Below are 22,804 nucleotides of genomic sequence, written 5' to 3' on the forward strand. Positions count from 1 at the left end.
CTCCCGAAGCCGGTTGCCGCTGAAACCGGCTTCGGGATCGTCACGGACGGACGCGGGCCTCTCGCATCGCCTGCGACGCCCGCTCACAGCCAGCCCGACGCCGCCATATACGCACCCAGCGCGATCAGTCCGACGAAGAAGCAGCGCTTGAACGCCTGCTCGCTCATCACGCGCCGCGCATATTGCCCGCCGGCCATGCCCGCCAGCGCCGGCACGAGCGCCAGTGCCGACACGCCGAGATCGACCGTCTCCAGCGCGCCCGTCACGCGCAACTGCAGCCCGAGCGCGATCGTCGACGCGGTAAACGACAGCCCGAGCGCCTGGATCAGATCGTCCTTCGACAGCCGCAACGCCTGCAGGTACGGCACGGCAGGCACCACGAACACGCCGGTCGCGGCCGTCACGACACCCGTCAGGTAGCCGACCGCGGCCGACAGCCATTTCTCATGACGGCCCGGCGCCGGCAGCCGCGCGGCGGCCAGCCCCCACAGCCCGTACAGGATCAGCACCACGCCGAGCGCCGCGTGCGTCCAGGTGCTGCCGGCCGCGAGCGCGGGCAGCCCGCCCGTCAGCGTGCCGATCGTCAGGCCGACGAGCAGCGGCCACAGCCGGCGCAGCAGCGGCCCGAACGACGGGCCGAGCCACAACTGCCACACGTTGGTGACGAACGACGGCACGAGCAACAGGCTTGCGGCGGCCGACGGCGGCATCGCGAGCGTCAGCAGCCCCATCGCGATCGTCGGCAGCCCGAGCCCGATCATTCCCTTGACCGCACCGGCCAGCAGGAAAACCACGGCGATGATCGTCAGCGTATGAATGGGCATGAAAGGCGTTCCGTCAGGTCGAGTACGGCGCCGATGGTGAACCGCGATCGCGCCGCCCGCCATCTGGTTTTGCCTGAGGCTGGCTAGGGCTTGCCGGGCGGAGCCGGCGCGGGGGCGGGCCGGTGGGCCGATGGGCCGCCGCACCGCATGCAGGCGCAACACGCGCCGCCGGCATCGACGCAGGCGGGCCCGGGCCATGCACCGCCCGGGTTGCCCAAGCTCGCCCCGACGCCCGAATCCGGACCGCAGCCGCACGGAAAGCCTGATTCCGAAACGGCAGCCGATCCCGGCCGATCAATCCCCGTGAGCGGGCCCCCGCGCCTGCTCGCTGTCGAGGTGGGCCATCTGTGCGGCCGGATAACGCGCACCGGCAGCCGCCCCGGCGGGAACCGCCGCTTCGATGCGCTCGATATCATTGACCGTTAGTTGCATATCGGCGGCTTGCAGCGCGTCCTGAAGCTGCGTGCGCTTGCGCGCGCCGATCAACGGCACGATATCGTCGCCGCGCGACAGCACCCAGGCGATCGCGACCTGCGCCGGATTGCTGCCCTTCTCGTCGGCGACTGCCCGCAGCGCGTCGACAAGCTCGAGGTTGTGCGCGAGGTTCTCGCCCTGGAAGCGCGGGCTCGCCGCGCGGAAATCGCGCGCGGCCTGCCGTGTCGTGCTCCATTGGCCGCCGAGCAGCCCGCGCGACAGCACGCCGTACGCGGTCACGCCGATCCCGAGTTCGCGGCACGCGGGCAGGATCGCGGCCTCGATCCCGCGCGACAGCAGCGAATATTCGATCTGCAGGTCGGCGATCGGCGCGACGGCGGCCGCGCGGCGGATCGTGTCGACGCCGGCTTCCGACAGGCCGATATGACGTACGTACCCGGCCTTCACGAGATCGGCGATCGCGCCGATCGTCTCCTCGATCGGCACCGCCGGATCGACGCGCGCGGGCCGGTAGATGTCGATGTAGTCGGTGCCGAGCCGTTTCAGCGAGTACGCGACGAAGTTGCGGATCGCCGCCGGCCGCGCGTCGTAACCGGCGAACCCGCCGGCCGGATCGCGCAACGCACCGAATTTCACGCTGAGCAGCACGCTGTCGCGCGCGCGGCCGCGCAGCGCATCGCGGATCAGCATCTCGTTGTCGCCCATCCCGTAAAAATCGCCGGTATCGAGCATCGTGATGCCGTGGTCGAGCGCCGCGTGCACCGTCGCGATGCTTTCGTCGCGGTCGGCCGGCCCGTAGAAGTCCGACATCCCCATGCAGCCGAGCGCGAGCGCCGACACCCGCGGGCCCGTACGGCCCAGTTCACGCGTATCCATATCCGTGTCCTCGATCGATGACTGAACAGGCCGGATTCTGGACGCATCGGGCCGCGCGATAAACGCGAAACGCGCAACCAAACCATTCAACGTTGATTAACAATGGAGCCTGCCTTCTCCACCCGCGCACTCACCCCGCATGGATCATCTGCAAGCAATGCGCATCTTCGCGCGCGTCGCCCATCTCGGCAGCTTCACGAAAGCGGCCGAACAACTGCAACTGCCGCGCCCGACGGTCAGCAACGCCGTCCAGTATCTGGAAAGGCACCTGGCCGTCCGCCTGCTGCAGCGCACGACGCGGCGCGTCGCGCTGACGGTCGAGGGCGCGACGTATTACGAGCGCTGCACGCGCTTGCTGGCCGATCTCGAGGATGCGGAAACGCTGTTCGAGGACGCCGGCACGGCGCCGCGCGGCGCGATCCGCGTCGACCTGCCCGAACGCTTCGCGCTGAACCAGGTGATTCCGGCGCTACCGGATTTCCACGCGCGCTATCCCGACCTGCGCATCGTGATCGGCACGACCGACCGCTTCGTCGATCTCGTCGCCGACGGCATCGACTGCGCGGTGCGGGTCGGCGCGATGTCCGACACGTCGCTCGTCGCGCGGCGCATCGGCGAACTCGCGCAGATCAACTGCGCGGCGCCCGCGTATCTCGAGCGGTACGGCACCCCGCGCTCGCCGGACGAGCTGCCGGACCACGTCGCGGTCGGCTATTTCTCGAGCCGCACGGGCCGCGAGCTGGACTGGGAATATGCGGACATGGATTCGGGCGAGCTGCACACGCTCAAGATGCGCAGCGTCGTGTCGGTCAACAGTTCGCAGGCGTATCTCGCGTGCTGTCTCGCGGGCCTCGGGCTGATCCAGGCGCCGCGCGAAGGGCTCGGCCCGCTGCTCGCCGACGGCTCGCTGGTCGAAGTGCTGCCGGAATGGAATGCCGAACCGCTGCCGGTGTCGGTGGTGTTTCCGACCGGCCGGCATCTCGCGCCGCGCGTGCGGATCTTCGTCGACTGGCTCGCCGAAACGCTCGGCGCCACGCCGCGCGCGGAATGACGACAACGGACGCCGCGGCATCCGGCCGCGGCGCCGTCCGATCGGACGCTCAGAACTTGTGGCGGATCGCGGCCCGCACCGCGAACTGGTTCGACGACGACGACGGGCCGTCCGTGCCGACCACGTAACCGCCGTCGGCCGCCGTGCCGGTCTTGTCGCCGGCAACCTTCTGCCATGCGCCCTGCAGGTAGACGTCGGTGCGCTTCGACAGGCTGTAGTCGGCCATCAGGCCGACCGTGTGGTATTTCGGCTTGAACGACCCGGCCGCGGCATCGAACTTGCCGTCCGTGTACACGTACTGCGCGCCGAGATAGAAATCGGGCGTGAGCTGGTACTTGCCGTTGATCTCGAAGTTCTGGAATTTCGTCGCGGTCAGCCCGAGGCCGGCGAACGTCGAGGCCGGCAGGTAGACGGTCGACACCGGGTTCTTCACGTCGGTCTTCGTGTAGACGACGCCGACCGTGGCCGGGCCGAACGTGTAGTTGACGCCGCCGCCGAAGATCCGCAGGCGGTCGGCGACGAAGTTCGCGTCGTCCGCCGTGATCGCGCCGGCGCTGCCGACACCCGGGTTGTTCGCCTGCAGGTACGCGGCGGCGACCTGCAGCCCGGCCAGCGAATATTGCGCGCCGAGGCTGTATTGACGGTTGTTCGAGAAGCCGGTGCTGTTGCTGAAGCTGTACGTGCCGCCGAACGTCAGGCCGTTCCAGTCGGCGCTCGCGTACTTGACCGTGTTGTTGACGCGGAACGAATTGTCCGTGTTGTCGTTGTCGAACGGGTGCGAGAGCAGCGTGCCGCCCCAGTTGCCGTTCGCGGTGAGCGGCGCGAGGTAGTCGACGACGGCATCGTACTGGCGGCCGAACGTCAGCGTGCCGAAGCGCGACTCGCTCAGCCCGACGAACGCCTGGCGGCCGAACATGCGGCCGCCCTGGCCGAGCCGGCCGTTGTTCACGTCGAACCCGTTTTCCAGCGTGAAGATCGCCTTCAGCCCGCCGCCGAGATTCTCGCTGCCCTTCAGGCCCCAGCGGCTGCCCTGCGCATAGCCGCTCGCGAGCTGGTAATTCGTTTTTCCGACCCCATTGACGTTCACGTTGTTCGTGTAATTGAAGCCTTCGTCGATCACACCGTACAGCGTCACGCTGTTCTGGGCGAAGACCGGCGCGGCGAAAGCGGCCAGCGCGGCGGCAAAAATGACGTGCTTCTTCATGCGAATCTCCGGAGCCGGGGGCCGGACGAGGCAAGCGTCCGGCGAATGTCTGGTCTGTTGTATGGCTGGCCCGCAGGGCGGACGACGCGGTGTGCTGCCGCGTGAGGATAAAATGGTGTCACGTCGCAAATCGTCCGTCCATCGGGGTGTATGAACCGTGCGCAAAACGTTGCGCTCGTCCAACTGCCCGTTGCGCGAACGGCCTGACCCGGCTTATCGGCAGCGGCGCACGGGCCCGCCATCCGCGTAAACCCGGTAGGCGTCGCATCGGTGGCACAATGCGCATCCGTTCGCCATTTCCTCACGAAGTCATGCTTCACCCCGATTCATGCGCGGTGCGCGCCAGCCGCGCCCGCGCCCCGCGCCGGGAGGCGGTCCGATGACCGCACCGGCCCGGGCCGGCCGCTACGCCGAGCTCGATTTCTTCCGCGGCCTCGTGCTGCTCGTCATCGTCGTCGACCACATCGGCGGCAGCATCCTGTCGCGCGTGACGCTGCACGCGTACGCGCTGTGCGACGCGGCCGAAGTCTTCGTGTTCCTCGGCGGCTTCGCCACCGCGATCGCGTACAACTCGCTCGCCGAGCGGCACGACGAAGCCGCCGCGCGCCAGCGCTTCATCCGGCGCGCGTTCGAGATCTACCGTGCATTCCTCGTGACGGCCGGCCTGATGCTGCTGATCACGGCCGCGCTGAACGCGCTCGCGATCGACGGTCCGAACATGCCGACCAACGATCTCGATGGCCTGCTCCACAAGCCGCTCGCCGCGTTGCGCGACATCCTGCTGTTCCGCCGCCAGCCGTACCTCGCCTCGGTGCTGCCGATGTATGCGTTCTTCGCGCTGCTCGTCCCGCTCGCGCTGCCGCTCGCCCGCACGCAGCCGTGGCTGCTGCTCGCGTTCAGCGGGTCGCTGTGGTACGCGGCGCCGCACGTCGCGCGCTTTTTGCCGACCGTCGAAGGCGCGCCGTGGGACTTCAACCCGTTCGCGTGGCAGTTCCTGTTCGTGCTCGGCGTGATCGCGCGCTGCCAGCCCGTCTACCAGACGCTCGCGCCGAAGCCGCAGGGCTGGCTGCTGACGGCCGCAGCACTCGCGATCGTCGCGGCCGGCGCGTACTACCGGCTGCGCATCGAGCCGTTTCCGACCGATCCGTCGATCAAGCAGAACCTCGGTGCGCTGCGGCTCGCGAACTTCCTCGCGATCGCGTGGCTCGCGGCCAAGCTCGTGCACCTCGGCTGGATGAAGAAGGTCGCGCACGCGATGCCGTGGATCGGCACGATCGGCCGGCAGGGGCTGCTCTGCTTCGTCGCCGGCACCGGCATCTCGCTCGCGGTCGATTCGCTGCTGTACCAGGCGACCGAAGGCTATCTCGACGTGAAGCTCGGGCTGATCGCCGACGTCGTCGCGATCAGCCTGCTGTATCTCGTCGCCAAACTCTACGGGCCGCTCGTCGCACGGCTGCCGCTCCTCCGTTCGCGGCGATGACGCGCCGCGCCGTCATGCGCCGCTGCTACGATAGCCGGCGCCTCTCCTGAAACGATTCGCCATGCGCCGACTCGCCCTTCCGTTCGCCCTCGCCCTGATCGCCGGCTCCATCGGCGCCGCCCGCGCGACGCCGCCCGCGCCGGCGGCATCGCCCGCACCGCCGCCGCCACCGCCGGCCGTGCAGACCGCGACGACCCCGTCGGCCGCGCAGGAGCCCGCGCTCAACCCGGGCAGCAGCGTCGTGCTGCGCACGTTCCGGTCGGCGTCGCTCAGGCGCGACTGGTCGTACACGGTCTACCTGCCGCCCGGCTACAACCCGGAAGGCGCGCGCTACCCGGTGATGTACCTGTTGCACGGCAATGCCGGCAACGCGAACGACTGGGTCACGCAGGGGCGGCTGCAGGCCACCGTCGACACGCTGATCGAGCGCCGCGAGATTCCGCACGTCGTGATCGTGATGCCGCAGGGCGGCACCGACTGGTACGTCGACCGCAAGGAGAAGATGCAGAGCGCGTTCCTCAACGACCTGCTGCCCGAAGTCGAAGCGCACTTCGCGGTGTCGAACCAGCGCGCGGGCCGCGCGATCGGCGGCGTGTCGATGGGCGGCTTCGGCGCGCTGCGCTTCTCGCTGCTCGAACCGGGGCTGTTCTGCGGCGCGATGCTGCTGAGCCCCGCGATCTACGCGAACGAGCCGCCGCTCAATTCCGCCGCGCGCTACGTCGGCGTATTCGGCGAGCGGCAGTTCGACCCGCGCGTGTGGCACGAGCTCAACTACCCGGCGCTGATGCGCGGCTATTTCGCGCGCAGCTGGCGGATCCCGATGTTCATCGCGGCCGGCGACGACGACCTGACGATCCAGGCCGAATCGAGCGTGCTGTACACGCAGCTGCGCCGCGCGCAGAATCCGGCCGAACTGCGCATCGTCGACGGCGGGCATACGTGGGACGTCTGGCGCGGCTTGCTCGGGCCGGGGTTGAAGTACGCGCTCGAATGCGTGAAGTGACGGCGGGCGGGCGCTGCGCCGCCCGTTTTCGTCAGGCTGGCCGGTGACCGACGGGCCGCCGGCCGTCGATCCGCCCTCCCGGCACATTTGTCGCGCCTGACGTCGGGCTCGAGATAGCGGACTCACAGCCACGTGCCGCCCTGTCGTTCGTTCGGCTCTCCGCCGCGCATTTCGACTACATTGGCGAAGCGGCAAGGTCAACGCTCATCCCCAGCCTCACCTGTCATTCAACCCGCAGGACATCACGCCATGTCAATCTCGAAGAAGTTCGCAGCCGTCACGGGCGCCGGCTCCGGCATCGGTCGCGCGGCGGCCGTCGCGCTCGCCGCAGCGGGGTTCACCGTCGCGCTGCTCGGCCGCACGGAGCAATCGCTGCGCGAAACCCAGCACGCGATCCGCGCGGCCGGCGGCGACGCGCACGTGTTTCCCGCAGACGTCACCGATGAAGCATCGGTCGACCGCGCGTTTGCGCAGATCGCGCAGCAGTTCGGCCGGCTCGACGTGCTGTTCAACAACGCCGGACGCAACGCGCCGCCGGTTTCTCTCGACGAATACGATCTCGACGTGTGGAACGGCGTCGTCGCGACGAACCTGACCGGCGTCTTTCTGTGCGCGCGGGCCGCGTGGCGCCTGATGAAAGCGCAAACGCCGCAGGGTGGCCGGATCATCAACAACGGTTCGATCTCCGCTCACGCGCCGCGCCCCGACACGATCGCGTACACGGCCACCAAGCACGCGGTGACCGGGATCACCAAATCGCTGGCGCTCGACGGCCGCCGGTACAACATCGCGTGCGGCCAGATCGACATCGGCAACGCGGCGACGTCGCTCACGGAACGGATGACGCAAGGCGTTCCGCAAGCCGACGGCAGCCTCGCGCCCGAAGCGCGCATGGACGTCGCGCATGTCGCGAACGCGATCGTCCAGATGGCGAACCTGCCGCTCGACACGAACATCCTGAACATGACGATCATGGCGACGGCCATGCCGTTCGTCGGCCGGGGATAAGCGCGCAACGCACGGCAATCGATGCACGCCGTCGCGCGGCTTATGCGAGCCAGTCGCGGACGATTGCGTGGGCGAGCGTTGGATTGTCGGGTTAGGAGTGCGTAGTGCGCGGTGCCGAGCGTGCGCGCGCACTGGAAACGCAACTGCGGCCCGCCGGGCCATTGCACCCGGCCTTCCGCGCGACAGGGTCCGTCAGATCACGGCGCCGGCGACGGATATCGCGCACGTTCCGCACATGCGGGCGCGCATCGCATGTATCGCGTACACGTCGATCCGAACGGGCTCACACATCCGCATCCGGAATCCGCGCCGACTGGATCACGACCAGCGTGTCCCCCGCCTCGATCCTGCACGGCGGGTCTTCGTAGAACGAGAAGATCTTCCCGCACCGATCGAGCCCGACGACGATCGCACCCGGCACGACGTTCGTCATGCAGCCGACCTCTTGCGGCATCGCCTCGCGCTCCAGCAGCGTCGCGCGTCCGCGCGTCGACAGCATGTCGTTCACGAACGGCACGATATAGCGGCTATGCACGGCATCCGCGAGCAGCAGCGCGCCGATCTTCGTCGACGACACGATCACGTCCGCACCCGCCTGCCGCAGTTGCCGCTGGTACAGGTTCTCCTGGATCCGCACGACGATCTTCGTATCGGGCGCGATGCTGCGCACCGACAGCGTCAGCAGGATCGCGGTCGGATCGTCGGTCACCGAAATGATCACGGCCTTCGCTTCACGCACCTGCGCCTGCTGCAGCAGATCCTCGTGCGCGGGATCGCCGAGCAATCCGGCCACGCCGAGCGACGTCGCGGCCTCGATCGCCTGCTGCTGCGAGTCGATCACGATGAGCGTCGCCGGATCGACGCCGCTCTCGAGCAGTTCGCGCACCGCGATCGAGCCCGACAGGCCATAACCGCAGACGACGATGTGATCGGACAATTGCTTTTGCAGGCGTTTCATGCGGAATTCCTCGACGACGCGCTGGATCACGAACTGATACGCCGTGCCCAGGAAAATGAACCAGATGACGATGCGGATCGGCACGATGAAGAACGCATCGATGAGACGCGCCCGTGCGGTGACGGGCACGATGTCGCCGTAGCCGACCGTCGCGACCGTGACCATCGTGAAGTACACGAGATCGGAGACGGTCATCGGCGTGCTCTTGGTCGAATCGCGCAGCCCGTCCCGATCGAGATACAGCACGAGGAACGCGAGCGCGCACAGCAGCACGACCGCGCCGACACGGAACAACAGCGTGCGCTGCGGCGACGTCGCCGGACGCGTGAACAGCGTGCGCGCACGCGGCGCCTGCCACGGGTTGCGGGCGCGACGCAGGCGTGAGCGCAACGAGCGGCGCTGGGCGGAAGGCGTTGCCAACGGGGAATCTCCTGAAGGATGCGGGCTCGATTCTACGATGGGTCGGCTTCGACCGGCCGGCGTCATCGCGTCGATTCTTCCGTTACAGCATGCTGCGTGGCCGCACCATCGTGCCGTCGACGAAGCGCTGCGCGCGAAACGCCGACAGGTCGAGCGACGGCGCGCCCGTGTCGATCCATTCGGCAAGCAGCCGCCCGACGATCGGCCCCATCGCGAAACCGTGGCCGCAGAACCCCGTCGCGATCGCGAGCCCGGACGGCGTGCCCGGCGCATCGATCACCGGAATGCCGTCGGGCAGCACGTCGATCAGGCCGGCCCACGCCTCGACGATCTGCGCGTCCTTCAGCGCGGGAAAGATCGCCTTGAGTTTCGCGAGCGCACGCGGCGCGTGCGCGCGATTCGGCTGCGGCTGCGGATCGCGCGGCTCGATTGGCCCGGTCGCACCATTGATGCGGGCGAGCGCATCGCGCCATGCGGCGCCGTTCACGTGCAGCCGGAATTTGTCGCGCTGCGACCAGAACGCCGGCCAGAACAGGCTCAACCCGCGCGGGTGGCCGAGCGTCAGGTCGACGTCGACCTGCATGTCGTCGGCCAGATTGATCGTGCCGTTCCTGCGCTGCCGGATGCCGAGGCCGTGCCCCCACACCGTCGACGCCGACACCGGCGGCACGACGTTGGTGCGCATGCAGGTGCCGCGTACGGCCTGCTGCGGCAGCCGGATGCCGACGCCGTCGAGAAGCCGGAAGCTGGTCGCGCCGGCCGCGCAGATCACGCGCCGCGTGCGGATCGTGCCGCGCTCGGTCACGACGCCGGCCACCGTGCCGCCGGCCGTCTCGATCGCGGTCACGCCGCAGCCTTCGAAGAAGCGCGCGCCGGCCTCGACGGCACGCGCGGCGAACGCGGCGGCCACCCGGCGCGGCTCGGCCTGCCCGTCGGTCGCCGTGTACAGCCCGCCGAGCGTGCGCGCGTTCGGCGCCAGGCCGCTCACGCGTTCGTCGATCTGCGCGCGCGTCAGCGTGCGCGTGTCGAGCCCGTGCTCGCGCGCGACGGCGAGCCACGCATTGAACGACGCCCAATCCGTTTCGTTGTCCGCAATATAGAGACAGCCGCCCTGCCGCCATTCGAGATCGAAACCGAGCGTTTCCTCTAACTGCTCCCAGATCCGCATGCCGGCCATCATCAGCGGCACCTCGGCCGCTTCGCGCCCCTGTTGTCGCACGAAGCCCCAGGCGCGGGTCGACTGCTGCCCGGCGATGCGCGACTTGTCGAGCACGACGGCCTTCAGGCCGCGCAGGCCCAGGTAATACGCGGCTGCGCAGCCCATGATGCCGGCGCCGGCAATCACGACGTCGGCTTCGTCCGGGAACGGCGTGTCGGCCGCGGTCAGCGCATCGTGCAATGGATAGGTGGTCGTCATTGTTTCCTGTCAGTCAAGAATGCTTCCGGATTCGGCCGGCGGTGGTAACGTCGTGACACACCTTTCACACAAACGCACCTTTCACTCCGCTGAATAACGACTATTTTGCGGTAAAGTTATCTTTTCCGCGCGTGGCCGGTCGGCTCGCCCCTGGACGTCATGAAGACTGTCCGTCGAGACTGCCGCAAGGCGTCGTTCTGAACGTCACGATCCGTTCCCGTAGCATGACCACTGAAGCAATCACCACGGATTCCCTCGCGGTTGCCGAGCGCGTGCGCGAGCTGATGACCCGCAACGGCATCGGCAAGCGCCAGCAGACCACCGAACTCTGCCGCATCCTCGACCTGAGTTTCTCGCAAGGCCATCGTAAGCTGCGCGGCAGCAGCCCCTGGACGCTCGCGCAGATCAAGAAAGTCGCCGAAGCGTACGGCGAACCCGCCGCCCAGCTGTTCGGCGCGCAAACGCTCGACCCCGGCATGGTCGGCGCCTATTCGCAGGAAGCCGTGCTCTATGCGGGCGTCGCCGAGATTCCGTGCACCGCATGGATCGGCGCGCCGCTCGAAGCCGGCGCGCGTCCCGAATTCGTCGCGTATGAACAGAACGGTCGCTGGCGCGTGCTGCGCCACACCGGCGTGCTGTACCAGAACGCGTACGACGTGCACAAGATCGAGATCTATCCGCGCCGCGCGGAGAGCGACAAGCTCGTCGTCGCGGTGATCGACCCCGATCGCGTCAGCGCGACCGAGCTGTGCCGCTATCTCGAACGTCAGGGTTTCGCAACGGCCGCATTCGACGGTCTCGCACCGTTCGTCGACGCGCTGCAGGGTCAGGCGTTCGACGCGGTCCTGACCGAATGGCTGTTCGACGACGGCACCGCCGCCACCGCGATCAAGGCCGTGCGCACGTCCGACAATCCGGGTGCGCCGATCTTCGTGCTGACGGGCGACCTCCTCACCGGCCGCGCGAGCGAAGCCGACATCAGCGAAGTGATCCGCGCGTTCGACGTCGTCTGCTACGAAAAGCCCGCACGCATGGCGATCCTCAGCGCCGATCTCGCGAAACGGCTCGCCCGCGGGTAACGCAACCCGAGCAACGTCCCCGGCCGTTGCGCCTGCTGGCGGCCGACGTCCGCGCGGCACGGCGGCCGTGAACAGGTTTATCACCCGGCACCTCAGTACAATAGCCGCACCCGCTCACGCCCACGCCGGCATCCGCCGCCCGACGCCATGGCCCGCCTCATCCCCGACGACTGGAAAAGCCTCGCCGCGACCGGCGCGGCCGAACGCGAGCGCGAAACGCTCGCCGCGCTCGAACATGCGCTGCCCGACAGCTACACCGTGTATCACGGCGTGCACTGGACCCGCGCCGACCAGGCTTTCTCGGTGTTCGGCGAGGCCGCGTTCGTCGTCGTGAGCCCGGCCGGCCGCGTGCTGCTGATCGAGCAGAAAGCCGGCTTCCTGCGCGAGACGCCGAAAGGGCTCGTGAAGGTCTATCTGCAGAAGGAGCGCAACGTCCCGATCCAGCTCGCGCGCACGCAGGAAACGCTGCACCGCCGCCTGACGGCCGCGCTCGGCGCGGGCGTCTACGGCGTCGAGGCGCTGCTGTACTGCCCCGACTACTCGATCCGCGACGCGTCGATCGCCGGCGTCGCGGCCGACCGCATCGTCGATGCGTCGCGCAAGGCGCAGCTCGCGCAGGTGATCCTGCGCATCCTGCCCGAAGACGACGAAGCGTTTCCGAACGCAGCGAAACTCCACCATTTCCTCGCGGACGAGCTCGCGCTCACGCCCGACACGAGCGCGCTCGTCGGCCAGGCCGGCACGCTCGTCACGCGGCTGTCGGGCGGACTCGCCGCATGGGCGCGCCAGCTCGAATTCGCGCCGTTCCGGCTGCGCGTGACCGGCACGGCCGGCTCGGGCAAGACGCAGCTCGCGGTGCAGGCGATGCGCGACGCGGTCGCGGCCGGCAAGCGCGTACTCTACGTGTGCTTCAACCGGCCGCTCGCCGACTATATCGCGCGCATCGCGCCGCCCGGCGCGAAGATCGCGAACTACCACCAGCTGTGCGACTGGGTCGCGCGCGATGGCGGCTATACGCCCGACTTCCAGGTGCCCGGCGAATTCGAGCGGCTCGAGACGCGCTTCGCCGAAACGCCGATCCCCGAACGCTGGCGCTTCGACGTGCTGGTCGTCGACGAAGGGCAGGATTTCCATGCGCCGTGGGCGGTGGCGCTGGAGCGCCTGCTGGCGGCCGACGGCGCATGGTGGTGGCTCGAAGATCCGCTGCAGAACCTGTACATGCGCGAGCCCGTCGCGCTGCCCGGCTGGGTCACGCTGAAGGCGCTGACGAATTACCGCAGCCCGCGCGACCTGCTCGAATTCGTGCGCGACATCGTCGGCCGGGTCGAGCCGCTCGCGGCCGAGCTGCGCTCGGGCAGCCCGTTCGACGGTTCGGATCCGTCGGTGTCGGCGTACGGGGAAGCCGGCGCGTCGGCAGACGCGCTGGCCGACGCCTGCATCGACGCGACCAAGCGCGCGATCACGCATGCGCTGTCGCTCGGCTTTCGCAAGCAGGACATCGCGGTGCTGTCGTATCGCGGCCGCGAAGGCTCGGTGCTCGCGCCGCTCGACCAGCTCGGCCCGCACCGGCTCAAGAGCTTCACCGGCAAGTACGACCTGTTCGGCAATCCGGAGTATCGCGAAGGCGACGTGCTGCTCGATTCGATCTACCGCTTCAAGGGCCAGTCGGCGCCGTGCGTGATCCTCACCGAAGTCGACTTCGACACGCTCGACGCGCGGGCCGCGCGCAAGCTCTTCGTCGGCGCGACGCGCGCGACGATGAAGCTGCTGATCGTCGCGTCGTCGCGCGCGGCGGCGCAGCTCGCCGCCGTCTGACGTAACGGGCGGGCGGCGGGCCGTCGGGCGAATCCCCGCCCCGCCGCCGCCCGCGGTCGATCAGGCGACCTGGAACGCGCCGACCGCGCGGCGCAGGCCGTCGGCCTGCTCTTCGAGCGATGCGGCGGCGGCCGCGGCCTGTTCGACGAGCGCCGCGTTCTGCTGCGACACCTGGTCCATCTGCGACACCGCGCGGTTCACCTGCTCGATCCCGTCGCGCTGCTCGTTCGACGCGGCCGCGATCTCCGTCATGATGCCCGTCACGCGGCCGATCGCCTGCTGGATGTCCTGCATCGTCGTGCCGGCCATGCCGACGAGCCGCGAGCCGTTCGCGACGCGCTCGACCGATTCGCCGATCAGCGTGCGGATTTCCTTCGCCGCCGACGCCGAGCGTTGCGCGAGCGTGCGCACCTCACCGGCGACCACCGCGAAGCCGCGACCCTGCTCGCCCGCGCGCGCGGCTTCGACCGCCGCATTCAGCGCGAGAATGTTGGTCTGGAATGCGATGCCCTCGATCGTGCCGATGATGTCGGCGACCTTCTGCGAGCTCTGGTCGATTTCGTTCATCGTGCCGATCACCTCGCCGACCACCGTCGCGCCGCGCGTCGCGATTTCGCTCGCGGTGTCCGCGCAGGCCTGCGCCTGCATCGCGTTATCCGCGTTCTGCTTCACGGTCGCGGTGAGCTGCTCCATGCTCGCGGCCGTCTCCTGCAGCGCGGCAGCCTGCTCCTCGGTGCGCTGCGACAGGTCGGTGTTGCCGGCCGCGATCTGGTGCGTCGCCGTCGAAATCGCTTCGGAACCCTGACTGACCTGGCGCACGGTGTCCGCGAGGCTGCGCTGCATGCCGGTCACGCCCTTGACCAGCTCGGCCATCTCGTCGCGCGACGACCAGCGCACTTCCGACGTCAGGTCGCCTTCCGACAGGCGGCGGAAATGCGACAGCAGCCGGTTCACCGGCTGCGTGATCGCGTAATGCAGGCCGACCGCGCAGCCGAGGCATGCGGCGAGACCAAAGGCGATCCCCGCGATCGCGCCCGCGCGCATCCAGCCGTAGTAGGTCTGCGCGGTGTCGTACACCGCCTTGCCGCGCGCGACCTGGTACGCGTCGAGCGCATCGGTCGCCTGCGTGAGCGCAACCGACAGCGGCGGCGCGACCGACATCAGCAACCGGTCGGCCTCGTCGCGGCGGCCGGCGCGAACGGCGTCGATCATCGGCTTCAGCGCCTGCCCGATCAGCGCCTGACGCGCGGCGTCGAGGCGGCTCGCGAGCGGGCCTTCGTCGCCGTCGTGCGGCATCGATGCGTAGCCGCGCCATGCGGCGTCGGCCTTCGCGAGATAGTTTTCGGCCTTCTTGACGAGATCGGGCACTTCCGGCGCTTCCGGGTGCAGCATCGCGCGGTCGAGCGTCGTGCGCACGATCGTCAGATTCAGGCTGGCCGCCGACAGCGCGGTCTTCGCAGCCAGTTGCCGCGTATACGCCTCGTCGAGCGCGCGGTTCGAGCTCTGCATGCCGGCGAGGCCGATCAGCCCCGATACGACGAGCAGCGCGGCGACGAGGCCGAGCGTGGAGAAGATCCGCGTACGGATCGAGAAACGGGAAAACAGGGCGTTCAGGTTCATGACGGGACGTGAGCGGTAAAAAGTGTCGCGGCAATCGGCGCGCGGCACTCTGGATTACGGTTTGCCTGCAAAAAACTTGAGTCGGGCCCCGCTTTCCGCTGATCCCGGTCAATTTTTCGCGCCGGCAATCTTCTGTTACGGCTGCAACACATCGAGGCTGGGCAGAAATTGACCAGTCAACTATCCGTGGCTATAGTTCGACACAATTCCCTGCCATGGCAGATATCTCGATGACCACCCACACCTTCCTCACTCCGCCGGCCGCCGACGCGGGCCGCCGCGACGCCCCGACCGGGCTGATCGTCGCCGCGCTGCTGCTCGTGATGCTGCTGTCCGCGCTCGACCAGACGATCGTGTCGACCGCGCTGCCGACGATCGTCGGCGACCTCGGCGGGCTCGACCAGCTGTCGTGGGTCGTCACCGCATACCTGCTGTCGTCCACCGTCGTGCTTCCGCTGTACGGCAAGCTCGGCGACCTCTACGGCCGCAAGATCGTGCTGCAGGCAGCGATCGTGCTGTTCCTCGCGGGTTCCGCGCTGTGCGGCGTCGCGCAGGACATGACGCAGCTGATCGTGCTGCGCGCGCTGCAGGGGCTCGGCGGCGGCGGCCTGATGGTCGTCACGATGGCCGCGATCGGCGATCTGGTGCCGCCCGATCGCCGCGCGCGCTACCAGGGGATGTTCGGCGGCGTGTACGGCCTCGCGACGATCGTCGGCCCGCTGCTCGGCGGCTTCCTGGTCGAGCACCTGTCGTGGCGCTGGATCTTCACGATCAACCTGCCGCTCGGCTTTCTCGCGCTCGCTGTGATCGGCGTCGCGTTCCGGCCGCACACCGCGCACGTGAAGCACCGGATCGACTACATGGGCGCCGCGTTCCTCGCCACGGCCCTCACCTGCGTGATCCTGTTCACGAGCGAAGGCGGCTCGCTGCTGCCGTGGACGTCGCCGCAGCTGTGGATGACGCTCGTGCTCGGCGTCGTCGCGATCGGCGGCTTCATCTACGAAGAGCGGCTCGCGGCCGAGCCGATCATGCCGCTCGAACTGTTCCGCCATCGCACCTTCGTGCTGGTGAGCCTGATCGGCTTCGTCGTCGGCATCGCGCTGTTCGGCTCGGTCACGTTCATTCCGCTCTACCTGCAGGTCGTGAAGGGCTCGACGCCGTCGCAGGCCGGGATGCAGCTGCTGCCGATGATGGGCGGGATGCTCGTGACGTCGGTCGTCAGCGGCCGGCTGATCTCGCGGCTCGGCTCGTACCGGATGTTCCCGATCCTCGGCACGCTGACCGGCGGCATCGCGATGGCGCTGCTGTCGACGCTGACGCTCGATACGCCGCTGCACACGATGTATGCATACATGGCGCTGCTCGGCATCGGGCTCGGCATGGTGATGCCCGTACTCACGCTCGCCGTGCAGAACACGGTCGAGTTCCGGCACATGGGCGTCGCGACGTCCGGCGCGACGCTGTTCCGCTCGATCGGCGGCTCGCTCGGCGTCGCGGCGTTCGGCGCGCTGTTCTCGCACGGGCTGGAGTCGCGGGTGACGGCGGCACTCCCGGCCGGCACGGCGCTGCCGCCCGCGCTCGGCCCGGCCGCCGTGCACCAGTTGCCGGATGCCGTGCGCGACGCGTACCTGCATGCGTTCGCCGGGTCGCTGCATGTCGTGTACCTCGCGGCGGCGACGATCATCGCGATCGCGTTCGTGCTCGCGTGGTTCGTGGAGGATGCGCCGCTGCGCAAGCACCACTGAGCATCCTGCGGATCGCGATGCGAGCGTCGTGTCGCATCGCGACCCGGCGGGCCGCCGTCAAGGCACCAGTACGACCCCGCCCGTCGTCGCACGCGACTCCAGCAGCCGGTGCGCTTCGGCCGCCTGTTCGAGCGGCAACCGCGCGCCGATCTCCACATGCATCCCGCCCGCCAGCCGTTCGAGCGTCGCGCGTGCAGCCTCCCGATATCCGTCGACGTCGCGCGCGATGAAGCCGAGCACGCTCGGCCGCGCCAGCGCGATCGACCGCGCCGGCCCAAGCTCGTCGAGATCGAACGTCTGCCGCGCGCCGATCGCGGCCACCTGCCCGATGCTCGCGACCATCCCGAACGGACGCACCGCGCCGAGCGTACGCGTGAGCACGTCGCCGCCGATTCCGTCGATCGCGTAGTCGACCCCCATCCCGCCGCCGAACGCGCGCGCCGCTCCGACGAAATCTTCCTCGCGATAATCGACGACCGCCTCCGCGCCATGCGTGCGCACGAGCGCGGCCTTCGCGGCCGACCCGACCGTGCCGATCACCCGCGCGCCGAGCGCACGCGCCCATTGCGTCGCCAGCAGCCCGACACCGCCGGCTGCCGCATGCACGAGCACCGTGTCGCCGGCGCCGACCTGCCGGACGCGGTGCAGCAACATGTAGACGGTGATCCCTTTCAGCAGCCCGGCGGCCGCCGCGGCGTCGCTCAGGCCGTCGGGAATCGGCAGCACGCGCTCGGCCGGCATCGTGCGCAGGCTCGCGTAGCTGCCGGTCGGCATCCCCGCATACGCGACCCGTTGCCCGGGAACGAGCGCCGTCACGCCGGGCCCGACCGCGTCGATCACGCCGGCGGCCTCGACGCCGAGCGCGTCCGGCAGCGCCGGCAACGCGTGCGCACCCGTCCTGAAATAGATGTCGACGAAATTCACGCCGATCGCGGTCTGGCGAATCCGCACTTCGCCGGCGCCGGGCGCCGCGACGGGCGCATCGACGCGGCGCAGCACGCCGGCGTCGCCGTAGCGGTCGATGCCGATCCGGATGGCGGTGGCAGTCTGGGTCATGACGTTCCTCTTGATCGAATGAAGTGACACGATCATCCCATCGTGCATAATCGATCGGAATTCCCGACAATCGCCCATCCACCGTGCAAAATTCGACCGATCTGGCACCCACCGCTCCCTCCGCGCTCCCGATGAGCTGGGACGACGTCCGCTATTTCCTTGCGGTGATGCGCGGCGGCAGCCTGTCGGCCGCCGCGCGGGCGCTCCAGGTTCAGCATTCAACGGTCGCGCGGCGCATCGATGCGCTGGAGTCGGCGCTCGGCATCCGGCTGTTCGACCGGCTGCCGCGCGGCTGGCCGCCGACCGACGAAGGGCTCCACCTTGCCGAACACGCGGCGCGCATCGAAGCCGACGCGCATGCGTTCGCGCGCGCCGCCCAGGGCGCGGCGGCGCTCGACGGCGTGGTGCGCGTCTCGGCGTCGCCGGTATTCGCGAGCCATTTCCTCGCGCCGCGGCTCGCCCGCGCGCAGCGCGCGTGGCCGGCGCTGCGGATCGACCTCGCAGGCGAGATGCAGGCGGCGAACCTGTACGCGCGCGAAGCCGATCTCGCGGTGCGGCTGTCGCGGCCGACCGAGCCGGGCCTCGCCGCGCGCCGGCTCGGCACGATGCGCTTCGCGCTGTGCGCGGCGCCGGAATGGGCAGACGCGCCGCCCGACACCTGGGCGTTCGTCGGCTACGACGACGCGCTCGCGCAAACGCCGCAGCATCGGTGGCTCGCCCGCTTCGCGGCCGGGCGCCGTTTCGCGTTCGTCACCAACGACCTGGCCGCGCAGCATCGCGCGTGCGCGGCCGGCGCGGGCGTCGCGCTGCTGCCGCGGTTTCTCGTCGACGATCCGGCCGCGCATGCCGGTGCGCCGCTCGTCGAGCTGACGGCCGCGCCGCGTTGCGACATCGAGCGCGAGATCTGGCTCGTGGTCCACCCGGACGTGCGCCGGTCGCCGCGCGTGCAGCGCGTGGCCGACGCGATCGCCGACGCGGTTCACGCGGCCGACGGCCGGCTATAGGCGGCCGGCGCCGATTGCGGCTTTGCCACGCGCGCCGGCGGCCGGCATAGTAGCGGTTTGCGTTCCGAATCCGCCCGACCCGCCGCCATGACCACCGCCCCCGCCTGCGTCGTTCGCGACGCGACCGATGCCGACCTCGATGCGATCCACGCAATCTATGCGCACCACGTGCACCACAGCGTCGCGTCGTTCGAGGAAACCCCGCCCGACGTCGCCGAACTGCGCGCGCGCCGCCGCGCGGTGCTGGACCACGGGCTGCCGTACCTCGTCGCCGAATGCGACGGCCGCGTGGCCGGCTACGCGTACGCGACGCCGTACCGCACGCGCAGCGCGTACCGCTTCACGATCGAGGATTCGATCTACATCGACGACACGCAGCGCGGGCGCGGGATCGGCCGCGCGCTGCTCGCCGCGCTGATCGAACGCTGCGAGGCCGGCCCGTGGCGGCAGATGATCGCGGTGATCGCCGACGGCGGCACCGGCGGCTCGACGTCGCTGCATCGCGCATTCGGCTTCGAACCGGCCGGCCTGCTGAAGGCCGTGGGGTTCAAGCACGGCCGCTGGATCGACACGGCGCTGCTGCAGCGCCCGCTCGGCGGCGCCGCGCGCACGGCCGCCGGCTCGCCCGCGCACACCCCGTCGCGCTAGAATGGCCGCATGGCAAAACAGACTCATTCCACCCCCGACGACGCGGCGCCCGACGCCCGCAACGAGTACACCGTCGACGAACTCGCGCGCGTGTCCGACACGACCGTGCGCAACGTCCGCGCGTACCAGGATCGCGGGTTGCTCGCGCCGCCGGAAAAACGCGGCCGAGTCGGCATCTACGACGACACGCACGTCGCGCGCCTGAAGCTGATCAACCATCTGCTCGCGCGCGGCTACACGCTGTCGAACATCCAGGATCTGATCAAGGCGATCGACGAAGGCCACGACCTGCGCTCGATCCTCGGCCTCGAAAACGCGATCGGCGGACGCTGGTCGCACGAACTGCCGAAAACCTACTCGCTCGCCGCGCTCGCGCAGATGTTCGGCCCGCAGGCGACCACGCAGCTGTCGCGCGTGACCGAACTCGGCCTGCTCGAACGGCGCGGGCTGTCGTTCGTCGCGAAGAGCCCCGCGCTGCTCGAAGCGGCCGCCGCGATGACGAAGGAAGGCATCCCGCCGCGCGAGCTGCTCGACGTGATCAGCCTCGCGCGGCCGCATTTCGATGCGATCGCGCGGCTGCTCGTCGATCTCGTCGTGAAGCGGCTCGACCGCTACGACGCCGGCACGCTGCCGCCCGCCACCGACGTGCCCGAGCTCGTCGACGCGATCTGGCGCCTGCGCCCGCTCGCGGCCGTGTTCGTCGAAGGCGAGACGAACCGCGCGCTGGAAACCGCGGCGAGCGCATATCTCGGCGGCCGCGTCGCGACGATCCTCGACAAGAAGCTCAGCGACGAGGCCGCGCGGCAGTCCGGCACGCCGGCACCGGAACACGACGGCGACGAAGCATAGGCGCGCGGCCGTCATATTGATATCGACAATGCTTCGTTTGCGGGTGTGATCGCCCATGCGACGATTCTTCCAACCGAGCGGCGCCGCCGCTCGCCCGAAGACGTTCTGCATGGAGTCCGTTCGATGATTCGTTTTACCCGCTGGATCGCCCGCAGCGCCGCCGTGACGGTCGTCGCGCTGTCCGCCGCGTCCGCCTTCGCGCAAGGCGGCGCCGACAAGGTCGTGCGCATCGGCTACCAGAAGGCCGGCCTGCTGTCGGTCGTCAAGGCACAAGGTTCGCTCGAAGCGCGGCTCAAGCCGCTCGGCTATGGCGTCCAGTGGTTCGAGTTCCCGGCCGGCCCGCAACTGCTCGAAGCACTGAACGCGAACAGCATCGACTTCGGCTATACGGGCGCGCCGCCGCCCGTGTTCGCGCAGGCGGCCGGCGTGCAGTTCGTCTATGTCGGCGCGGAACCGCCGGCGCCGCACAACGAAGCGGTGCTCGTGAAGGCCGATTCGCCGATCCGTTCGGTCGCCGGCCTGCGCGGCAAGAAGATCGCCCTGCAGAAGGGTTCGAGCGCGAACTACCTGCTGCTCGAAGCACTGAAGAAGGCCGGCGTGCGCTACGACGAAATCCGACCCGTCTACCTTCCGCCCGCTGATGCGCGGGCCGCATTCGAGAGCGGCAACGTCGACGCGTGGGTCGTCTGGGATCCGTACTACGCGGCCGCACAGAATGCGCTGAAGGTGCGCACGCTGTCCGATTACACGGGCCTCGCGGCCACCAACAACTTCTACGAAGCCACGCGGGACTTCGCGCAACAGCATCCCGATGTGGTCGGCGCGATCCTGAAGCAAGCGCGCGAGACGGGCCAGTGGGTCAACGCGCATCCGGCCGACACGGCCGCGCTGATCGCGCCGAAGGTCGGCCTGCCGCAACCGCTCGTCGAAACGTGGCTCAAGCGTGTGCCGTTCGGCGCGGTGCCGCTCGACGAAAAGATCGTCGCGGCCCAGCAGGGTGTCGCCGACGCGTTTCTTGCGGCGAAGCTGATTCCGCAGAAGCTGAACGTGGCCGACAACGCGTGGGTCGATAAAAACGTGCAGAGCGCGCTCGCGGCCAAGTAGCGAATACGCCGCGCGCATCCCGCCCCACAGGCCGACGAGCGCACGACTCGTCGGCCTGTGGGTTCGTATTGAATCGTCAGGGAACGCGGGACGAATGGCCGGCATCGCACCCGAGCGCGGGCCTCGCAGGGCCACATCGCGCCATCCGCAAAACCGACCGGCGGGTAAAACAGTTACAAGTTAAACGTTGACGCCACCACTGCCCGGCGGTTAGTGTGTCACCCGAAGTTCAAGAAGTCCGATTGCTGTTCATCAATTGCTCGCTTCCCAGCGGTATTCGTTGTCCTCTCTCTCCTTGATGCTTCACGCGCCCGTTTACAGGGCAACTCTCTCATTTTTTTCTCAAGGATTCTTCATGGATACCGGTACCGTCAAGTGGTTCAACGACAGCAAAGGCTTCGGCTTCATCTCGCCCGACAACGGCGGCGACGACCTGTTCGCACACTTCTCCGAAATTCGCGCCGACGGCTTCAAGACGCTGGCTGAAAATCAGAAAGTGAGCTTCGAAACGAAGCAAGGCCCGAAGGGTCTGCAAGCGGCCAACATCAAGCCGCTGTAAAGTTTGAAGAACCCGGCCGCCCGTCACGGGCGCCGGGTTGCAGCGACATCCTCGCGGAGATTGGTCTCCCAAAGTTGGCGCGATCGCTCTTGGCTGCCTCGATTCATTCAGCAGCTTGCCGAGCGCCACACGTCTCGTTGCACTTCATTCCCCCTCTGGCTGCCAAGCCCTTTTTTCGCTTTACGACTGCGTCGGATTCAGCTCGCAATGGCTTTGAATCGACGGGCCGGTGCACATTCCGCACGGCACGCACGCACTCGAACATCATTAAAATTAAAATGCACAACCAACGATTTCAGCAATACAACGGCTATGCCGTTCAACCCTCGGCGCACCGTTTGCCCGACGGCAGTTTTTCATCCAACCTGCTGCTCGAACGCGCCGACAGCGCGCGCACCGAAGGCCGCTACCAGTTCTATTCGCTCGATTACTTCGCGAGCGAGGAACAGGCGCTGCAGCATTCGGTCCGCTGGGCACGCAACTGGGTCGACACCCGCGGTTGATGGCGACGCCCGGCCATCGGCGCGTGCGACGCGCCGGCGGCCTGCGCCCGCCTCTCCGCTTCACCCGGCCGCGACCTTCTGCGGCGGCCGCGCGTCGGCCGGGCCGATTTCCGTCCCGTTGCCCGTCCCCGCCCGCTTCATCGCAT

General features: G+C 68.8%; 20 protein-coding genes. 13 read left to right on the forward strand and 7 right to left on the reverse strand.

Annotated elements, in window-relative coordinates:
* Window positions 1-83: 83 nt before the first annotated feature.
* Together WJ16_RS27740 and WJ16_RS27745 are read right to left on the reverse strand one after the other, a co-directional pair.
* A complete protein-coding gene (locus WJ16_RS27740; protein WP_069260215.1) occupies window positions 84-824 on the reverse strand; it encodes a sulfite exporter TauE/SafE family protein in 741 nt (246 codons plus the stop codon).
* 294 nt (window positions 825-1,118) lie between these two features.
* Window positions 1,119-2,135: an aldo/keto reductase gene (locus WJ16_RS27745; protein WP_069260216.1), complete on the reverse strand. Its 1,017-nt coding sequence runs from the start codon at window positions 2,133-2,135 to the stop codon at window positions 1,119-1,121.
* Window positions 2,136-2,274: 139 nt separating this feature from the next.
* On the opposite strand from WJ16_RS27745, the gene WJ16_RS27750 reads away from it, so the two are divergent.
* Window positions 2,275-3,186, forward strand: coding sequence for a LysR family transcriptional regulator (locus WJ16_RS27750; protein WP_069260217.1), 912 nt, complete (start codon window positions 2,275-2,277; stop codon window positions 3,184-3,186).
* Between the two features lie 49 nt (window positions 3,187-3,235).
* On the opposite strand, the gene WJ16_RS27755 is transcribed toward WJ16_RS27750, so the two are convergent.
* Window positions 3,236-4,390 carry a porin gene (locus WJ16_RS27755; RefSeq protein ID WP_069260218.1) on the reverse strand — a complete coding sequence of 385 codons (1,155 nt, stop codon included), beginning with the start codon at window positions 4,388-4,390 and terminating at the stop codon, window positions 3,236-3,238.
* A 379-nt stretch (window positions 4,391-4,769) separates the two neighbouring features.
* On the opposite strand from WJ16_RS27755, the gene WJ16_RS27760 reads away from it, so the two are divergent.
* The 3 genes from WJ16_RS27760 (at window position 4,770) to WJ16_RS27770 (ending at window position 7,881) form a co-directional block, all read left to right on the forward strand.
* Window positions 4,770-5,870, forward strand: a complete 1,101-nt coding sequence (locus WJ16_RS27760) for an OpgC domain-containing protein (RefSeq protein ID WP_069261172.1) — start codon at window positions 4,770-4,772, stop codon at window positions 5,868-5,870.
* Window positions 5,871-5,931: 61 nt separating this feature from the next.
* Window positions 5,932-6,873 (forward strand): alpha/beta hydrolase, encoded by a 942-nt coding sequence (locus WJ16_RS27765; RefSeq protein WP_069260219.1) that lies wholly within the window; start codon window positions 5,932-5,934, stop codon window positions 6,871-6,873.
* A 249-nt stretch (window positions 6,874-7,122) separates the two neighbouring features.
* A complete protein-coding gene (locus tag WJ16_RS27770) occupies window positions 7,123-7,881 on the forward strand; it encodes an SDR family oxidoreductase (RefSeq protein ID WP_069260220.1) in 759 nt (252 codons plus the stop codon).
* Window positions 7,882-8,164: 283 nt separating this feature from the next.
* Here WJ16_RS27770 and WJ16_RS27775 read toward each other — a convergent pair whose 3' ends face one another.
* Together WJ16_RS27775 and WJ16_RS27780 are read right to left on the reverse strand one after the other, a co-directional pair.
* On the reverse strand, window positions 8,165-9,259 hold the full coding sequence (locus WJ16_RS27775; RefSeq protein ID WP_069260221.1) for a potassium channel family protein: 1,095 nt from the start codon (window positions 9,257-9,259) through the stop codon (window positions 8,165-8,167).
* A gap of 82 nt (window positions 9,260-9,341) precedes the next feature.
* Window positions 9,342-10,676: an NAD(P)/FAD-dependent oxidoreductase gene (locus WJ16_RS27780; RefSeq protein WP_069260222.1), complete on the reverse strand. Its 1,335-nt coding sequence runs from the start codon at window positions 10,674-10,676 to the stop codon at window positions 9,342-9,344.
* A 224-nt stretch (window positions 10,677-10,900) separates the two neighbouring features.
* Between WJ16_RS27780 and WJ16_RS27785 the strand changes: the two genes are divergently transcribed.
* Window positions 10,901-11,755, forward strand: a complete 855-nt coding sequence (locus WJ16_RS27785) for a helix-turn-helix domain-containing protein (protein WP_069260223.1) — start codon at window positions 10,901-10,903, stop codon at window positions 11,753-11,755.
* A 147-nt stretch (window positions 11,756-11,902) separates the two neighbouring features.
* A complete protein-coding gene (locus WJ16_RS27790) occupies window positions 11,903-13,570 on the forward strand; it encodes an ATP-binding domain-containing protein (protein WP_069260224.1) in 1,668 nt (555 codons plus the stop codon).
* A 60-nt stretch (window positions 13,571-13,630) separates the two neighbouring features.
* Here WJ16_RS27790 and WJ16_RS27795 read toward each other — a convergent pair whose 3' ends face one another.
* Window positions 13,631-15,190, reverse strand: coding sequence for a methyl-accepting chemotaxis protein (locus WJ16_RS27795; protein WP_069260225.1), 1,560 nt, complete (start codon window positions 15,188-15,190; stop codon window positions 13,631-13,633).
* Window positions 15,191-15,420: 230 nt separating this feature from the next.
* Between WJ16_RS27795 and WJ16_RS27800 the strand changes: the two genes are divergently transcribed.
* Window positions 15,421-16,935: an MDR family MFS transporter gene (locus tag WJ16_RS27800; protein ID WP_069261173.1), complete on the forward strand. Its 1,515-nt coding sequence runs from the start codon at window positions 15,421-15,423 to the stop codon at window positions 16,933-16,935.
* Between the two features lie 57 nt (window positions 16,936-16,992).
* On the opposite strand, the gene WJ16_RS27805 is transcribed toward WJ16_RS27800, so the two are convergent.
* Entirely contained in the window at window positions 16,993-17,991 is a 999-nt protein-coding gene (locus WJ16_RS27805) for a quinone oxidoreductase family protein (RefSeq protein WP_069261174.1), read from the reverse strand.
* Window positions 17,992-18,122: 131 nt separating this feature from the next.
* Between WJ16_RS27805 and WJ16_RS27810 the strand changes: the two genes are divergently transcribed.
* From WJ16_RS27810 to WJ16_RS27835, 6 genes are all read left to right on the forward strand, one after another.
* Window positions 18,123-18,995, forward strand: coding sequence for a LysR family transcriptional regulator (locus WJ16_RS27810; RefSeq protein WP_069260226.1), 873 nt, complete (start codon window positions 18,123-18,125; stop codon window positions 18,993-18,995).
* Between the two features lie 87 nt (window positions 18,996-19,082).
* A complete protein-coding gene (locus WJ16_RS27815; protein ID WP_069260227.1) occupies window positions 19,083-19,643 on the forward strand; it encodes a GNAT family N-acetyltransferase in 561 nt (186 codons plus the stop codon).
* A gap of 9 nt (window positions 19,644-19,652) precedes the next feature.
* Complete coding sequence (locus WJ16_RS27820) at window positions 19,653-20,492, forward strand: MerR family transcriptional regulator (protein ID WP_069260228.1); 840 nt, start codon at window positions 19,653-19,655, stop codon at window positions 20,490-20,492.
* Window positions 20,493-20,615: 123 nt separating this feature from the next.
* Window positions 20,616-21,596 carry a sulfonate ABC transporter substrate-binding protein gene (locus WJ16_RS27825; RefSeq protein ID WP_069260229.1) on the forward strand — a complete coding sequence of 327 codons (981 nt, stop codon included), beginning with the start codon at window positions 20,616-20,618 and terminating at the stop codon, window positions 21,594-21,596.
* A gap of 355 nt (window positions 21,597-21,951) precedes the next feature.
* Window positions 21,952-22,155: a cold-shock protein gene (locus tag WJ16_RS27830; RefSeq protein ID WP_069260230.1), complete on the forward strand. Its 204-nt coding sequence runs from the start codon at window positions 21,952-21,954 to the stop codon at window positions 22,153-22,155.
* A 278-nt stretch (window positions 22,156-22,433) separates the two neighbouring features.
* The gene (locus WJ16_RS27835; protein WP_069260231.1) at window positions 22,434-22,658 is read left to right on the forward strand and encodes a hypothetical protein; all 225 of its coding nucleotides are present in this window, start codon (window positions 22,434-22,436) and stop codon (window positions 22,656-22,658) included.
* Window positions 22,659-22,804 lie beyond the last annotated feature (146 nt).

This window comes from Burkholderia metallica (genome assembly GCF_001718555.1).
Taxonomy (GTDB): Bacteria; Pseudomonadota; Gammaproteobacteria; order Burkholderiales; family Burkholderiaceae; genus Burkholderia; species Burkholderia metallica.

What these genes read in the sequence shown, in the direction of transcription:
- WJ16_RS27740 (WP_069260215.1), bottom strand. Translation starts at nt 824, where the DNA reads ATGCCCATTCATACGCTGACGATCATCGCCGTGGTTTTCCTGCTGGCC.
- WJ16_RS27745 (WP_069260216.1), bottom strand. Translation starts at nt 2,135, where the DNA reads ATGGATACGCGTGAACTGGGCCGTACGGGCCCGCGGGTGTCGGCGCTC.
- WJ16_RS27750 (WP_069260217.1), top strand. Translation starts at nt 2,275, where the DNA reads ATGGATCATCTGCAAGCAATGCGCATCTTCGCGCGCGTCGCCCATCTC.
- WJ16_RS27755 (WP_069260218.1), bottom strand. Translation starts at nt 4,390, where the DNA reads ATGAAGAAGCACGTCATTTTTGCCGCCGCGCTGGCCGCTTTCGCCGCG.
- WJ16_RS27760 (WP_069261172.1), top strand. Translation starts at nt 4,770, where the DNA reads ATGACCGCACCGGCCCGGGCCGGCCGCTACGCCGAGCTCGATTTCTTC.
- WJ16_RS27765 (WP_069260219.1), top strand. Translation starts at nt 5,932, where the DNA reads ATGCGCCGACTCGCCCTTCCGTTCGCCCTCGCCCTGATCGCCGGCTCC.
- WJ16_RS27770 (WP_069260220.1), top strand. Translation starts at nt 7,123, where the DNA reads ATGTCAATCTCGAAGAAGTTCGCAGCCGTCACGGGCGCCGGCTCCGGC.
- WJ16_RS27780 (WP_069260222.1), bottom strand. Translation starts at nt 10,676, where the DNA reads ATGACGACCACCTATCCATTGCACGATGCGCTGACCGCGGCCGACACG.
- WJ16_RS27785 (WP_069260223.1), top strand. Translation starts at nt 10,901, where the DNA reads ATGACCACTGAAGCAATCACCACGGATTCCCTCGCGGTTGCCGAGCGC.
- WJ16_RS27790 (WP_069260224.1), top strand. Translation starts at nt 11,903, where the DNA reads ATGGCCCGCCTCATCCCCGACGACTGGAAAAGCCTCGCCGCGACCGGC.
- WJ16_RS27795 (WP_069260225.1), bottom strand. Translation starts at nt 15,190, where the DNA reads ATGAACCTGAACGCCCTGTTTTCCCGTTTCTCGATCCGTACGCGGATC.
- WJ16_RS27800 (WP_069261173.1), top strand. Translation starts at nt 15,421, where the DNA reads ATGACCACCCACACCTTCCTCACTCCGCCGGCCGCCGACGCGGGCCGC.
- WJ16_RS27805 (WP_069261174.1), bottom strand. Translation starts at nt 17,991, where the DNA reads ATGACCCAGACTGCCACCGCCATCCGGATCGGCATCGACCGCTACGGC.
- WJ16_RS27810 (WP_069260226.1), top strand. Translation starts at nt 18,123, where the DNA reads ATGAGCTGGGACGACGTCCGCTATTTCCTTGCGGTGATGCGCGGCGGC.
- WJ16_RS27815 (WP_069260227.1), top strand. Translation starts at nt 19,083, where the DNA reads ATGACCACCGCCCCCGCCTGCGTCGTTCGCGACGCGACCGATGCCGAC.
- WJ16_RS27820 (WP_069260228.1), top strand. Translation starts at nt 19,653, where the DNA reads ATGGCAAAACAGACTCATTCCACCCCCGACGACGCGGCGCCCGACGCC.
- WJ16_RS27825 (WP_069260229.1), top strand. Translation starts at nt 20,616, where the DNA reads ATGATTCGTTTTACCCGCTGGATCGCCCGCAGCGCCGCCGTGACGGTC.
- WJ16_RS27830 (WP_069260230.1), top strand. Translation starts at nt 21,952, where the DNA reads ATGGATACCGGTACCGTCAAGTGGTTCAACGACAGCAAAGGCTTCGGC.
- WJ16_RS27835 (WP_069260231.1), top strand. Translation starts at nt 22,434, where the DNA reads ATGCACAACCAACGATTTCAGCAATACAACGGCTATGCCGTTCAACCC.